Raw genomic sequence first — 15,258 nt, 5'->3', positions numbered from 1 at the left:
GATGTAAAAATTCCAATCTGTTTACATCGCTACTCTAATACCATTGAGCAAAGTGATAAGACCCTTTCCAGTTGTAAGTCTTGCCACCAATTTCTAATTGATGTTGTTTAGCAGGCGAAGCGTCACTATTAGCTAATATAAACAAACTCACCTTGCCTTTAACATCTTGAATTGACACCCCAGTGTAGTTTTTGTCGTCATGTACCACTTCGAGCTGGGCGATATGGCTGCTTGAATTCAATGACAGTTCAGACACTGGGCTATAACTTCCATGGGGTTCGATGACTGATACAAACAGGGTGTCATCGGTGTCTTTTCTGCGGATCATCAAGGCTGCATCTCTACGCAAGTTAAATTGCGGATCGTTGGCACCAATACGGGTGAACAATAGTTCGTCGGACTTCTTGGTAGCAGTGGTTAAGGTGTAATATTTACCATTTCCTAACCATGAAAATTGGGTTGAGTCGGTGGAAGGCTGGCCCTTCCCTTCAACATATAAATGTTGATAACCATTGTTTTCACCTAAAGGTTTCAACACTTTCGGAGATTCATATTCAAAGTTTTGGCTTAATACCTGCCCCATAAAGTAGTACGGGAAATCATACTGATTCTTAGAATCTGAATTGATTTTCATAATATCCAGCATGAATGGCTTTTCAAATCCATCATCTTTAATCACCGCCATAGTGCGGTGCAGCTGTGTACCGGGATAGGCGTTGTTTTCAATGGCACTGACGACTTGAACCTGTTTATTCGCGTCATCATAAAAGTACAATTCTGAGTGGTGCTTGCTGGCGGTTTCGTACTTGCCGTTAAAGTGCATTTGCTCATTCTGGGACAGGGTATTGTGAGCAATAGTGGTTTTGGCCCATGTTTTGTTTTCTTTTAAATAATTGCCGCCACCTTTTTGGCCGATATTAACAAAACGCGCTAAGCCGTAGTCTTGGAGGACTTCATCGCCTTTTTCATATAGAGAATAAGACAGTTTATCGTAGTGGCCGTGGCTGAGCCCTTGGGCCGCGTATTTAAACACTAGGGTTAAGTCTTCATTCCCATAACGCAGAACGGCAACACCGCCTTGTTCGCCATTTTGTCCATCGGTCAAATTGATGGAGCTTTTAACGAACGGCTGAGCTTTACCATCGCGAATTCCCATAGCAACCGACAAGCCAGACTCGTCCAGCAATACTTTATTTTGCTTTTCTGCAATGCTTAGTAGTTGCGGATTTTTTTCGCCATAGTGGTAGGCAATATTAACAGCAGTCACCAAAGACGCCGTATAATAAGACATGCCTTTTTGGCCATCATTTAGCGGGAAAAACTCACCATCGGCATCTGATAGATTGAGTAAAGCGTCCACGCCTTTAAGCAGTACATTGTTTTTATGTTCAAAAACTTGCATTTCGGGCTTAACGTTATGCATAGCCAAACCAAAAATCAAAAATGGATACATGGCATAACGCTGATAATAAGGCCCTTCAGTATAATAACCATCGGGTGAAAAGGGGTCTTCTAGATTGGCTAAAAATCCTGCTTTTTGACCTGCCACTTTGATTAAACCGCCGTCGTTATCTCTAGCGTTAAGATCAAGGCCGTCGTCTTCGATTCCGTACAAAGCACGTTGCAATAACTCGTCGTCGTTCATAACGAGTGCGATCATACCCACAGCTGCGTTGCCCCAAGTACTGTGGTTGTGTACGCGATTGTAAAATTGAGGATTTTCGATAGATATAAAATCAGCAAAGGGTCTAAATAGATTATTTTCTAATGTTTCACGTTCAGCAGAAGAAAGGGTATTGTAAATAGCATCGTAGGCCTGACTCATGTAGACCAGCCAATTGCTGTCGTTCAAACATTGCCAAAACAACTTACCACGAGCGTAGGATCTTTCTTGGGGATGCACGGGTAAGGTTTTATACATAGCTTCGTATTGAAACAACATATCGCGAATGTATTTGGCGTATTTTTTCTGTTGCGTTATCTGGTACAGCTCACCCGCTTTTTGAGCAATTAAAAAATTAAGCTTGTGTCTTTGGTGAGTATAACCACCAGAAAAATCCTTAGGAATAGGGGTGTCTATACCCAGCGCAATCTCGGCGTCGACTTCTTGTTTCACTCTTTGTACTGTGTCATCAAATAAAGGCACACTGCCTAAATTTTTTCTAATTTTTTCAACACCCGATTGAGTTAAAATTAAATTGGGATGTGGCTGTGCTTGCGCAAAGAATGAGGTTGAAAGTGCCATGACAATCAACATAAGCGCGATAATATTTTTTAAAGACATATACATGGGTCCTTATCTCACTATTTCTTGGAGTCCAGGTGATTAACTCAGCTTAGCTTTTTTCTTCAGTATCGATAAAATCTTCACGCAATGGGCTGAAAGTATCAATTAAAATTCCACCTGTATGACAGGTTGCGCCATGATCGGCAAAGGGTGGGATCAAGCAGCTATCACCGGCTTTGAGTACTTTAGTGACACCATCAATATTAAAGTGAAACTCACCTTCCACTACATAAGTGACTTGTGAATGCCTATGCTTATGATTGTATCCAATCGCTCCTTCACTAAACCAAATTTTGACTGCCATAAGTTCTTGGTTATAGCCCAACATTTGGCGTTTTAGGCCGTTTCCGAGGTCTTCTATTTCGGTTTCGTTAGCAAATAAAAAGTGTTCACTTTGACTCATAACTCTCTCCTACTTATTTCTTAGTTCTTTTTATGAAATAAAAAGCCTCTGATTAAGAGGCTTAATAAGTCACTAAGTTCATGTGTTTATTCGACAATAACGTTAAAAATTAGCTTTCCAATTTAAGGAAGTAATCGTAAATTTCTGGTACGTTGCCGTTGGCCATTCCTTGATCAAAGGATGCTTGAAGATTCGCTGAGGTGCCCTCTGCAATTTGTGAACGAGTACCGAGATCTTTCACCATTTCTAAGAAGTAGCCTAAATCTTTATTGGCATTTCCAATTGAAAAGCCTAGATCACTGACACCGTCAACCGCATAGTTTTTACAAAAATGCATAAAGGGAGAGTTTGATGGCCCAGTAGACATGATATCGAACAGTTGCTGACGATCGACGCCTGCTTTGTCCGCTACAGCAAATGCTTGTGACATAGCAGTTACAGTTGTCATCCCCATAAAGTTATTGATTAACTTGGTAGTATGACCAGAGCCCAAAGCACCCAGATAAAATACATTTTCACCTTGTTCGTCTAAGACTGGTTTAACTTTATCAAAAGTCGCTTGGTCACCCGAAGCCATTATATTGAGTAAACCATCTTTTGCATGCGCCGGTGTACGCCCTAATGGAGCATCAACCATGCCTGCGCCTTTCTTCGCTAAATCAGCGCCAATTTTTCGGGTCGATGCTGGAATAGAGGTACCAAAATCCACTAAAACAGACCCCTCTTTGATCCCAGCTAAAATGCCGTCATCGGCATAAACTAACTTTTCTACAACATTTGAAGTAGTCAAACAAAGCATTATGATGTCACTAGCAGCAGCTAGCTCTGCAGCTGATTCTGCAGTAGCTCCACCTCGTGCAACGACTTTCGCCACTGAATCTTTATTGAGATCCATTACGATAAGGTTAAAACCTTTGTTTTGTAGGTTTTCAACCATGTTACTGCCCATTAATCCTAGGCCTATGAAACCAATGGTAGGTTTAGTCATTTCTATCTCCAAATTAAAGTGATAACTAACAGTCTAGAATTATCACATTCTCTTTATTTAATATTCACCCAAAATATTGGGCTCTTGGCCACCAATAGACGGTGGCACTGTCAATTGTAATTAATAACTAAAGTCAGCACGTTAGAATCTATAACTTGCACCGAAGGTAATACGACGGTCTGCTAAGCCTTGAAAACAAAGGATTGCACCTTCATTCACACAAGATTGCGTGACACCGGCCTTATTCAAATTGACCGCCTCTACACCTATGTTAAGTTGTTCATTGACGTCATAGCTAACACTTGCATTAAGTTGACCGCGGTCATGAGTATATACAGGGAAACCTAAAGTAGAGTTACGTGATGCACCGGCAGCAGTATCATCAGTGCGGAACGCTTCACGCCATGTGTATCGAACACGAGCCGATATACCATGCTTCTCGTAGTAAGCAGTAAGGTTATAGGCATTTTCAGAGAAGTCTAGAAGACCTTGAACCGCATTTACTTTTACAAACTGACTATCATCATAAATACCGTTGATAGCGTTAAAGATATCAGTACCACGACCCGCTGAAGAGTTAACGATTGAACCACCTTTGTATTCTTGGATAGTATAATTAGCTATGAAACCAAAACCTGAAGCCCAGCCTAAGTCTTCTTCAAAACTAGATAAATCGTATTGCACTGTCATTTCGACACCGGTTTGAGTCGTTTTAGCAGGATCGTTTACTTTAGTATTCTTATCTACACAGGCACCAGTAACACCTAGAGGGGCTAGGAAATCATCACCCTGTGCTGCAGGGTTGTATATACCGCCGCTTGGACATGACGTATTGGTATAGTCAAAGAAACCATTTCCATCTCTTGGTGAAGACTCTAATGTAGAAACAAACAAGTTACCGATTTCTTTATCAAAATAACCAATACTCACTACCGCGGCTTCCGCAAAATACCACTCAGCAGACAAATCTAAAGTCGTGATTTCTTGTGGTTCTAAACCTGGGTTACCGATAGACACAGATTGGTTAATATTGGTTGGAAAAGACACGGAAGTATTCAAATCCGAGAAGTTAGGACGACGAATATCTTGACCCCATCCTAAACGTAGTACTACATCATCATGAACGTTATATACAATGTTAAGTTTAGGTAATGTAAAGCTGTAATCTCCAGAAATGGTAGTTAATTGTGAGCCAGAAGAAGTAACGGTATTACCTGTTGAGTCAACTGTGGTTTTAAGGTGCCTTACACCAAAATTACCTACTATCAGATCAAAATCAAAATTAGCTTGTGCGTAAATAGCTTGAGTTTCTTCTGAAATGCTAAAGAAAGCTGATGACGATGGCGTTAAATTTGATAAGTCAGGTGACGAATCATGTGCTATTAACGCTGCTTCTAAGGTGCTTAATACTCTATCAGGGTCGTTAAATGCTAAGTCAGGATCGACTATGATAAAATTACGCATAGCCAATTCACGACCATCAGCGTCACCAAAGTTACTGGGTCCTGGCACTAACAAATCGGCGAACAATGTACCATTTGGGCTATCAACCATTTTACTGAATCCACCAATTCTGTCCGTAATTTGATTGTAGGTGCTTTTACGTTTGCTTACGCGAAAACCAAAATCAATTGACGTAACTGGAGAGTCTTCAAGAAAGTATGTGAAATCTGCACGTACTGCGTCCAGTGAATTTTCTGTTTTATTTCTACCAACATCAACTTGATCGAGCACTACGTTTGCCGGATCCAACAATTCAGAAACTGATGGAGCAAATGGCGAATCAAAATTGATACCAAATGTTAAGGCGCCGCCTGTTAAGTCATAGATAAATGGAACTGAATTATCATTACTGGTACTAGACGTGATGTTACCGTCAGCATCAAGGCCATCTAAAGGTGCATGTGGATTGATGAAGTTCAATTGGGTACTTAGGTTTGGGTTAGTCGTATCTGAACTTGCGGATGAGATTTCGAAACTAGCGAACAAGTCGTCTCCTTGCCATTCTCCACCGATACGGAAAAGGCTTGTATCCGTTAAACGTGCGCCAGTGTCACTATTAAAACGTAAATTTGGATCATCGTCATCTTTGGCAAGATTAGGTTCGATTGTGCCCCGAATACCAGCCTGAATGCTGCCGAGCTGCACACCGTCTAAAGAACCATAATTAACGGTTTCAAATTCAGTTGGTAAGCTAAGGTCAAGCACTGAACTAACTCCAGAACCTTGCACACGGGTACTGTCTTGACGACGTTCTTGGTCTGTTAACACAACATCTACGAAAAACTTGGTGTTTTCTGTAGGTGCAAATTCGAATGTGGTTGAAATGTTAGTGGTTTCATATTCGAAGTTTTCATATTCTTGGTTTAAGAATTGAATTCCTAGAAAATCGAAATCTTGACAAGCTGGACGAGCTGAAGAGTCCTGAACGTTTCCGCCTCGCACTACGACTGCATTACAGTTTTCTACCAAACTACCATCGCGGTCAACACGAGGTCGGAAAGATGATGCTTCTTGCTGGGTAACACTACCACTTATAACAAATCCAAATTCACCGCTATCTGTTTCCCAGTTATCCCCAAAAGCTGCTGAAAAACGAGGTTTAATACCATCTGTCGTTAAGCTACTGTCTTCGCCTTGCACTCGAACATTAATTAATTGCTCATTTAATTCTAATGGTCTAATAGTACGCAAGTTAACAGTACCACCTACTGAACCTTCGATGGTTTTAGCGTCAGAAGCTTTAGTCACTTCTACGCCTGCAATTATTGAAGCTGAGACATCTTCAAAGCTAATACCACCACGACCAGTACCTGAACTAACAGTTTGTACACCATTAATTAAAACATTGTTTGAGTTTGAACCACGAATTTGAACACCAGTACCTACACCCGCAGTTCTGGTGATTTGAACACCCGTTACGTTTTCCAATACTTCTGCCAAGTTTTGATCAGGTAATTTACCAATATCTTCGGCTTCAATTACTTCAATAAGATTGACAGTTTCACGTTTCTCAAGAAGTGCACTAGTTAATGAACTTCGAATGCCTGAAACTGATATAACTTCTACATCTTGATCTTGTGCTTCCTGAGCAGTAACTGATGATGCAAAGTTCAGCGAAGTCGCTGTCAGCATAGCTAAGGTTATTTTTGATAATTTGTGTGTCATGTTGTGTCTCCGAATACTGATTAAATTTATATAAATTAAGTTTCTATAAATCTTGATATCAATTTATTAGTAAATTGTTAATAAATTGATTCCAGCTGTTACCAAGTTAACCGATCAGCAATCATTGTGTCAACACTTTGACATACCAATAACACACTTAAATAGCCAATTTGGTAATACCAATATCATAAGCAATTGATTTTTATTGGTTTGTGATGCACAAAAAACTTTCTATATTAGAATGGTTTTTGTGCTTTTTAAGGCATAAATAGCGATATTTATGCCTTAAATTACTTTTTGTACAAATAGTAGTTTCCATACTATGGCTTTAATGTAATGAGTCTAAGTGCTTATTCTATATATGGACAAATAGTATTTTTGGACACGATGAATATTGAAGTTAACCGAATATTTCTATTTATTGTCGACCAAACACCAATACACCTATTACCAATTATATGTGTTACATGACCAATAATAATGACTGTATTTGGGTGCAAAACTAAACCCAACAAATCTTATCTAGGTGGTGTTTTCCTGATAAACTTGTTTTTTTAACCACCTCTAAAGATCCAAAAACTATGACCGACAGCGCCAATAATTTCCCTCGAGCTGGCTTTTTTCGACGTCTCGCATCTATTGTTTATGATGTGCTAGTAGCGGTTGCAGTTGGCATGTGCGCCGCTTTGGTAATGCTAGTGGCTATGTTGTTACTAGTTGAAAATAATGTATTGGATTATCAAGGACACCAACATTTTAGCGATCTTATTCAGCACTCTTATAGCTACCAACTAACATTACAAATTTGGGTTGGATTATGGGTCCTAGGTTTTTTTCTGTGGTTTTGGCGCAATGGTGGGCAAACAATCGGTATGCGAGCGTGGCGCTTGCGCCTGTTTAGTACCAATGATAAACCGTTTGGCTATGGCAGAGCCTTTTTACGGTTAATATTTTCCTTAGGCGGCTTAGGAACCTTGTTAGTACTATTGGATTTTAAATCGAAGCAATCACTGCAAGATAGGATAGCCGGCACGGAAATATTGGTATTAACTAAGGAAGATAACCACCATGAGGCTTGGAAAAAGATCCAAGAATAAAAGCTGTTAGCCTTTTCTTTGCAATAAAAATATAGAGAAACCGACAAACACTAAACTTGGTAAGGCTGCGCCTAGAATGGGAGGCATTTGATACACTAAACTCAAGGCGCCAAATACCTCATTGCTGACAAAGAATCCAAAACCCGTTAACACACCAAGAATCACTCGCGCGCCCATAGTCACACTGCGCAGAGGTCCAAAAATAAATGACAGCGCCATCAACAGCATCACCCCTATGGATAATGGTTGCAATATTTTTCGCCACAACGCTAATTCGTAACGACTAGGATCTAGGCTATTATTATTTCGATAATTGATGTACTTGGCTAATCCCTGAATTGACAAAGCTTCTGGTTTAACCGTTACCACACCCAATTTATCGGGTGTCAGAGTAGAAGACCATACTCCCGTTTCTTGCTGTTCATACCGCACCCGTTGATCGTCAATGACGGTATACTTCACCTGTTCCAAGTGCCAACTTTGTTCTTTATAATTGGCTTGTAAGGCACTGATAATTTTTCTTAAAACTAACTGCTCATCAAACTCATAAACAGTGACTTTCCGCAATGTATTGGTATCAACAACTTCACCTATACTCACAAAGTTATCACCATCTTTAGCCCAGGTGATCCTATCGGATGCGAATAAACTGCCACCAGAAATAGACTGGGTGCGAATTTCTTTGGCTTTTGTTTCTGTAACAGGCGCAACCCATTCACCGATAAACATTACAAACAGTACCATTAACAAAGCTGATTTCATGGCAGAAACTATGATATTCCACTTACTTTGTCCAGCAGCTTGCATCACCACTAACTCACTGTTACTGGCCAAAATCCCCATACCTATCAAGCCACCAATTAATGTAGCCATAGGAAAAAACTGTTCCAGCTCACGTGGCAAACTCAGCAACACATAGACTAAGGCAACCGTCATATCATAACTACCACTGCCTACTTGTTTCATTTGTTCAATGTATTTAATCAGAGCACTTAGGCCAACTAACACACTCAAACTAAGTGCAGTTGTGGCAAGCAATGTTTTGGCGATATAAACATCCAGTATTTTAAACACCGGCATCCCCTTTTAATTGTGCTCTAAGCTTAACCCCTATAGGACGCCCTTTAAGCAGTAATACTATGCCAATAAAGAGCAATACAGCATGCACCCACCATAATCCTAATTGAGGTGGAAAATTGCCTTCTTCTAAGGCTTTTCGACCAGCCATTAGCAACATAAAATATCCAAGGTAAAGCATCAAAGCAGGGAACATTTTTCCGAAACGCCCTTGTCGTGGATCTGAGGCACTTAATGGAACGGCAATCAACACCAAAAAAGGTAAGGAAAGCGGAATAGCGATACGCCAATGAAGCTCAGCGAGAGCGTAGATTGAGGGATCATTTAACAACGCACTAGTAGGGTAAGCACTCAATTTCCTACGTTTTTTTTCCGTTTGTTGTTCGGCAATTTGTACTTGGTATTCTTCAAATTCAACCACACTATAATCTTGTCGTCCTACTTGGCCCTCGTATTGCTTCCCTTGTTTGAGGATCAACTTTTCTGCGCCATTGGCTTGTTCTGATATGCCCCCCGTATTGGCATACACTATTCTTACACCTTCTGAGTCAGAGTCGCTGTCTCGCTGAGCCACAAAAACTTTTCTTAGAGGGTTTTGACCGTTATCGATATCATGTACAAAAATGACAGCTTGTTGATTAGCTGTTTGCTGAAATCGTCCAGGGATCAAGCTGGTTAACCCACTTTGGGCCCCCACTTTATCTTCTAGTTGATAGGTGCTTTCTACAGACAAGGGCGTGACCCACATAGTCAAGCCAGCGGTGACTATTGACATAAAAACCGCCAAAATCAACATCACGCGAGTGATATACCATTCACTGATGCCACAGGCCCGCATTACGCTCATTTCGCTATCTACGTATAAGCGACCATGAGCCAACATTATTCCCAAGAATAGACTTAGAGGTAAAACTAAAGAGGCTAAAACAGGGGCATGTAAAGCTAAGAAGCCCAACACCAAACTGGCAGGTATTTCGCCTTCAGAGGCATCGGCCAATACCTTGACAAACCTTTGAGTAATGAAAATAGCCATAAGAAGCATAAAAATCGCCGCCTGAGACTTTAAGGTTTCTTTCATTAAATAGCGAAAAATCAGCACAACACATCCAAGGGAAAAGTAGTATTTTTAGTGGCACTATGGGAAATTTTAAGTAAACTTAACGTTTTCACAAGTTTAATTTATAAAGTGTGCGTATTTAAAGCACTCAGCCTAGATCTTATTTACATTATTATGTCCGGCTAAAGTTAATCTTACATTAATATCGCTGCTTTACCCAATACCCCCTTCGAATATTCATCAAAAGGACTATGGGTTGCAGCTTAACTCATCATTTGACGAGGATCCAAAGTGGAATTTAGCGTAAAAAGTGGTAGCCCAGAAAAACAACGTAGTGCCTGCATAGTAGTAGGTGTATTTGAACCTAGGCGACTCACCTCTGTAGCCGAGCAACTCGATATCATTAGTGAAGGCTACATTAGCAACTTACTTAGAAGAGGCGACTTAGAAGGTCAGGCGGGCCAAATGTTACTACTTCACCACGTACCTAATGTCTTGAGTGAGCGTGTATTGTTGGTTGGCTGTGGTAAAGAGCGCGAATTAGACGAACGTCAGTATAAACAAATTATCTCAAAAACCATTAAAACCTTGAACGAAACAGGTTCGATGGAAGCTGTGAGCTTTTTAACCGAATTACATGTTAAAGGACGCGATACCTACTGGAAAGTGCGCCAAGCAGTAGAAGCCACTCAAGATTCCTTATACACCTTTTTACAACTTAAGACTAAAAAGGGTGAACTACGTCGTCCACTTCGAAAAATTGTATTTAATGTACCCACCCGCCGTGAGTTATCCATTGGAGAACGTGCACTGGAGCATGGTTTAGCCGTAGCTCAAGGCTCAAAAACCACAAAAGACGTGGCTAATATGCCACCCAACATTTGCAACCCAAAATATTTACTAGAGCAAGCCGGAAGTTTAGCAGCTCAATATGACAACTTGCATGTTAGCTCGGTGAATGAAAAACAAATGGACGAGCTAGGGATGCATTCGTACTTGGCTGTAGGCCGAGGCTCGGTCAATGAGTCCATTATGACCATAATGGAGCATAAAGGTGGCCCAGCAGATCAAGCCCCTATAGTGTTAGTAGGCAAAGGATTAACCTTTGACTCTGGCGGTATTTCTATCAAACCTGGCGAAGCCATGGATGAAATGAAATACGACATGGGCGGTGCCGCTGGTGTATTAGGTGCCATGCATACAATCAGTGAGCTCAACCTGCCTATTAACATTGTGGGTATCTTAGCGGGTTGTGAAAACATGCCCGATGCCAATGCTTACCGACCAGGTGATGTTCTTACCACTATGTCAGGGCAAACCGTAGAAGTACTGAATACCGATGCGGAAGGCCGATTAGTGTTATGTGATGCGTTAACCTATGTAGAAAGGTTTGATCCCGAGTTAGTGGTAGATGTTGCCACCTTAACCGGCGCTTGTGTGGTTGCCTTAGGTAAACATGCCACAGGTGTATTGAGTAACCATAACCCGCTTGCCCACGAGTTGATTAGTGCGTCAGAGCAAAGTGGAGATAAGGCATGGCGTTTACCTTTATGGGATGAATATCAAGATCAAATCGAAAGCCCCTTTGCCGACATGAGCAACTTAGGAGGTCGCCCTGCCGGCACTATTACTGCTGCGTGTTTCTTATCACGCTTCACCCGCAAATATAATTGGGCCCACATGGATATAGCAGGCACAGCTTGGGTCGGCGGAAAGAACAAAGGTTCAACCGGAAGACCGGTGCCAATGTTATCTCAGTTCTTAATGAATCGCGCCGGCATTGAAACCGAAGATTGAATCAATCTTTAGGAAACATCTAACTTATGTCACATGTCACCTTTTACCTGCTTGATGAAACTAAGCATAGCCATCAACAGCCAGCGCACTTTGCCCTGGCTTGTTTGTTGGCTACCCGTAGTTATCGGCAAAAGCAAAAGTGTTTAGTATATTGTCAAAGCCAGCAACAAGCTGAGCAATTTGATGAATTGTTATGGCAATTACCAAATGACGCTTTTGTGCCACACAATTTAAGCGGCGAAGGCCCTGTAGGCGGCGCACCAGTTGAGATATGCTGGCAAACACCTAGCCAATTTAATCGACCAACATTGATAAACTTGGCCGATAATATTGCCGATTTTCATCAACGATTTAGACAAGTGATAGATTTTGTGCCTGGCAATGAGCAACTCAAACTTCAGGCCAGAGAACGATATAAACAATACAGAGCAGCAGGCAATCAACTAGATACCCTGCCCGCCTCAAGCATTAACGAGACACAGCACAATGGATAAAACCTTTAATCCACAAAATATCGAACGAGATATTTACCAAAAATGGGAACAGAGCGGCCAATTTAAACCTTCTGGAGAAGGTGTTCCCTATAGCATCATGATCCCGCCCCCCAATGTTACGGGCAGTTTACACATGGGTCATGCCTTTCAACAAACCATAATGGATACCCTAACGCGCTACAAACGTATGTCGGGCAATAATACCTTATGGCAAGTTGGCACAGATCACGCCGGTATCGCCACACAAATGGTAGTGGAACGTAAATTAGCCGCTGAAAATGGTCCCACTCGTAAAGAGCTAGGACGTGAAGCCTTTATCGATAAAATTTGGGATTGGAAAGCCCAGTCCGGTGGCACTATTACCAACCAAATGCGCCGTTTAGGGACTTCTGTGGATTGGGATCGCGAACGTTTCACAATGGACGAAGGTCTGTCTAACGCAGTCAACGAAGTATTTGTGCGCTTACATTCTGAAGATCTCATCTATCGCGGTAAACGCTTGGTCAATTGGGATCCCAAGTTACACACGGCTATATCTGATCTCGAAGTCGAAAACAAAGACAAAAAAGGTCACATGTGGCACTTTCGTTACCCATTAGCCGATGGAGTGACAACCAAAGACGGCAAAAACTACCTAGTCGTCGCCACTACCCGTCCCGAAACGGTTCTGGGCGACACAGGTGTGGCGGTCAATCCTGACGATCTAAGATACCATGATTTGATTGGCAAATTTGTTGATTTGCCCTTAGTTAATCGCCGTATTCCTATTGTTGCCGACGAACATGCCGACGCTGAAAAAGGCACAGGTTGCGTTAAAATAACTCCTGCCCACGATTTCAACGATTATGAAGTAGGCAAACGTCATCAATTACCCATGATCAATATCTTGACTTTTTCTGGCGAAATTCGTCAGCAAGCTGAAATATTCGATACCAACGGCGAAGCCAGTGATGTATTGAGCGCCGAATTACCGGCAGAATTTCAAAACTTAGACCGTTTTGCGGCCCGCCGCGCCATAGTGGCCAAGTTTGACGAATTAGCGTTATTAGATGAAATTAAAGATCACGACTTAACCGTACCTTATGGCGATAGAAGCAGCGTTGTGATTGAGCCTATGCTGACCGACCAATGGTATGTACGGGCTGCACCGCTAGCTAAAGTTGCCAAAGATGCCGTCACCAATGGTGAAATTGAGTTTGTGCCTAAGCAATACGAAAACATGTACTTTTCTTGGATGAATGACATTCAAGATTGGTGTATTTCTCGTCAATTGTGGTGGGGTCACAGAATTCCCGCTTGGTATGACGAACAAGGTAATGTTTATGTGGGTCGCGACGAAGCCGAAGTGCGCACCAACAACAACCTAGATGCGAGTATCACTCTCAGACAAGACGACGATGTGTTAGATACTTGGTTTTCATCTGCCCTGTGGACCTTTTCTACTTTAGGCTGGCCAGAAAACACCGAAGACTTAAAAACCTTTCATCCTAGTGATGTGTTAGTCACTGGTTTCGATATTATATTCTTCTGGGTTGCCAGAATGATTATGATGACGATGCATTTTCTAAAAGATGAAAACGGTAAACCACAAGTGCCTTTCAAAACCGTATATGTGACTGGGCTTATTCGCGACGACGATGGCAATAAAATGTCAAAGTCTAAAGGTAACGTGATTGATCCATTGGACATGATTGACGGTATCTCTCTTGAGAATTTACTCGAAAAGCGCACCGGCAATATGATGCAGCCCAAAATGGCTGAAAAGATCAAAAAACAAACCTCAAAGCAGTTCCCAGACGGTATCGAAGCTCATGGTACCGATGCATTACGCTTTACCTTAGCGGCACTCGCCACTACAGGGCGTGATATCAATTGGGATATGAAACGTTTAGAGGGATATCGAAACTTTTGTAACAAGCTATGGAACGCCAGTAATTTTGTGCTGATGAATACCCAAGAGCAGGATTGTGGCTTTAGTCATGACTCAAACATGACCTTATCTTTGGCAGACAAATGGATCATGGGTCAGTACCAAAATACTATCAAGGCGTATCGCGAAGCAATCGATAATTACCGCTTTGATATTGCCGCCCACACTTTATACGAATTCACTTGGGATCAGTTTTGTGGCTGGTATATCGAATTAACTAAGCCGGTAATATTGCAAGGAAATGAAGAACAGCAGCGCGGTACTCGACATACTTTAGTAACAGTTTTAGAGTCATTACTACGCTTGATGCACCCCATTATGCCTTTTATTACCGAAACCATTTGGCAAGATGTGTCGCCACTGGCTAATTGTCATTCTGCCACCATAATGAACCAAAGTTACCCTGAATTTGATGGGACTAAAGTAGATGAAGCGGCGATGGCCGACTTAGAATGGGTTAAAGGCTTTGTACTTGCGATCCGTACCATTCGCGGTGAAATGGACATCTCCCCAAACAAACCTTTGCCTGTGTTATTAGCTAACGCATCAGTAGAGGACATTAGACGCCTTGATGACAATGCTATTTTCTTACACTCCATTGCTAAATTGGAATCAGTCACGCCACTAAGTGAAACAGAAAAAGCACCGGCATGTGCCACCTCTTTGCTGGGATCTCTTGAGGTTATGATCCCCATGGCCGGCTTAATAGATAAAGATGCCGAACTGGCGAGAATTGCTAAAGCATTGGATAAATTGCAAAAAGAATTTGCTCGTACCCAAGGCAAACTTGCCAATGAAAAATTTGTGAGCAATGCCCCAGAGGCGGTAATAACAAAAGAAAAAGCAAAATTGGCTGACTTTACTATGCAGATGGGTAAATTAAATGAGCAACGTACTAGTATTGAATCTATTTAAGAAATAATGCAGATTATAGGGGGGTTACCGATATTGGTAGCACCC

General features: G+C 41.6%; 10 protein-coding genes. 4 read left to right on the top strand and 6 right to left on the bottom strand.

Annotated features, from left to right (window positions below; translation table 11 throughout):
* Positions 1 to 34 precede the first annotated feature (34 nt).
* From Q0688_RS21085 to Q0688_RS21070, 4 genes are all read right to left on the bottom strand, one after another.
* Positions 35 to 2,284, bottom strand: a complete 2,250-nt coding sequence (locus tag Q0688_RS21085) for a heparinase II/III family protein (RefSeq protein WP_299082126.1) — start codon at positions 2,282 to 2,284, stop codon at positions 35 to 37.
* Between the two features lie 52 nt (positions 2,285 to 2,336).
* Complete coding sequence (locus Q0688_RS21080) at positions 2,337 to 2,690, bottom strand: cupin domain-containing protein (RefSeq protein WP_299082124.1); 354 nt, start codon at positions 2,688 to 2,690, stop codon at positions 2,337 to 2,339.
* 109 nt (positions 2,691 to 2,799) lie between these two features.
* Entirely contained in the window at positions 2,800 to 3,678 is an 879-nt protein-coding gene (locus Q0688_RS21075) for an NAD(P)-dependent oxidoreductase (protein WP_299082122.1), read from the bottom strand.
* 141 nt (positions 3,679 to 3,819) lie between these two features.
* Positions 3,820 to 6,846 carry a TonB-dependent receptor gene (locus Q0688_RS21070; protein ID WP_299082120.1) on the bottom strand — a complete coding sequence of 1,009 codons (3,027 nt, stop codon included), beginning with the start codon at positions 6,844 to 6,846 and terminating at the stop codon, positions 3,820 to 3,822.
* Between the two features lie 581 nt (positions 6,847 to 7,427).
* On the opposite strand from Q0688_RS21070, the gene Q0688_RS21065 reads away from it, so the two are divergent.
* On the top strand, positions 7,428 to 7,943 hold the full coding sequence (locus Q0688_RS21065) for an RDD family protein (protein ID WP_299082118.1): 516 nt from the start codon (positions 7,428 to 7,430) through the stop codon (positions 7,941 to 7,943).
* Between the two features lie 6 nt (positions 7,944 to 7,949).
* Here the strand turns inward: Q0688_RS21065 and lptG are convergent, their stop codons facing one another.
* Positions 7,950 to 9,017 carry an LPS export ABC transporter permease LptG gene (lptG, locus tag Q0688_RS21060; protein WP_299082116.1) on the bottom strand — a complete coding sequence of 356 codons (1,068 nt, stop codon included), beginning with the start codon at positions 9,015 to 9,017 and terminating at the stop codon, positions 7,950 to 7,952.
* Positions 9,010 to 10,119 carry an LPS export ABC transporter permease LptF gene (gene lptF, locus Q0688_RS21055; protein ID WP_299082114.1) on the bottom strand — a complete coding sequence of 370 codons (1,110 nt, stop codon included), beginning with the start codon at positions 10,117 to 10,119 and terminating at the stop codon, positions 9,010 to 9,012. Before lptF ends, lptG begins: the two co-directional genes overlap by 8 nt.
* Positions 10,120 to 10,368: 249 nt before the next feature.
* Here lptF and pepA point away from each other — a divergent pair, with 249 nt between their 5' ends.
* From pepA to Q0688_RS21040, 3 genes are read left to right on the top strand one after another with little or no spacing between them, the layout of a single operon-like run.
* Positions 10,369 to 11,874, top strand: coding sequence for a leucyl aminopeptidase (pepA, locus tag Q0688_RS21050; RefSeq protein ID WP_299082112.1), 1,506 nt, complete (start codon positions 10,369 to 10,371; stop codon positions 11,872 to 11,874).
* 26 nt (positions 11,875 to 11,900) lie between these two features.
* On the top strand, positions 11,901 to 12,368 hold the full coding sequence (locus tag Q0688_RS21045; protein ID WP_299082110.1) for a DNA polymerase III subunit chi: 468 nt from the start codon (positions 11,901 to 11,903) through the stop codon (positions 12,366 to 12,368).
* On the top strand, positions 12,361 to 15,213 hold the full coding sequence (locus tag Q0688_RS21040; RefSeq protein ID WP_299082108.1) for a valine--tRNA ligase: 2,853 nt from the start codon (positions 12,361 to 12,363) through the stop codon (positions 15,211 to 15,213). The genes Q0688_RS21045 and Q0688_RS21040 overlap by 8 nt, the downstream gene beginning before the upstream one ends.
* The last annotated feature ends 45 nt before the right edge of the window (positions 15,214 to 15,258 follow it).

This window comes from uncultured Paraglaciecola sp., from assembly GCF_937123705.1.
Classification (GTDB): domain Bacteria; phylum Pseudomonadota; class Gammaproteobacteria; order Enterobacterales; family Alteromonadaceae; genus Paraglaciecola.
Note: the sequence above shows the minus strand (reverse complement) of the source record. Positions and strands in the feature narration are given on the sequence as shown.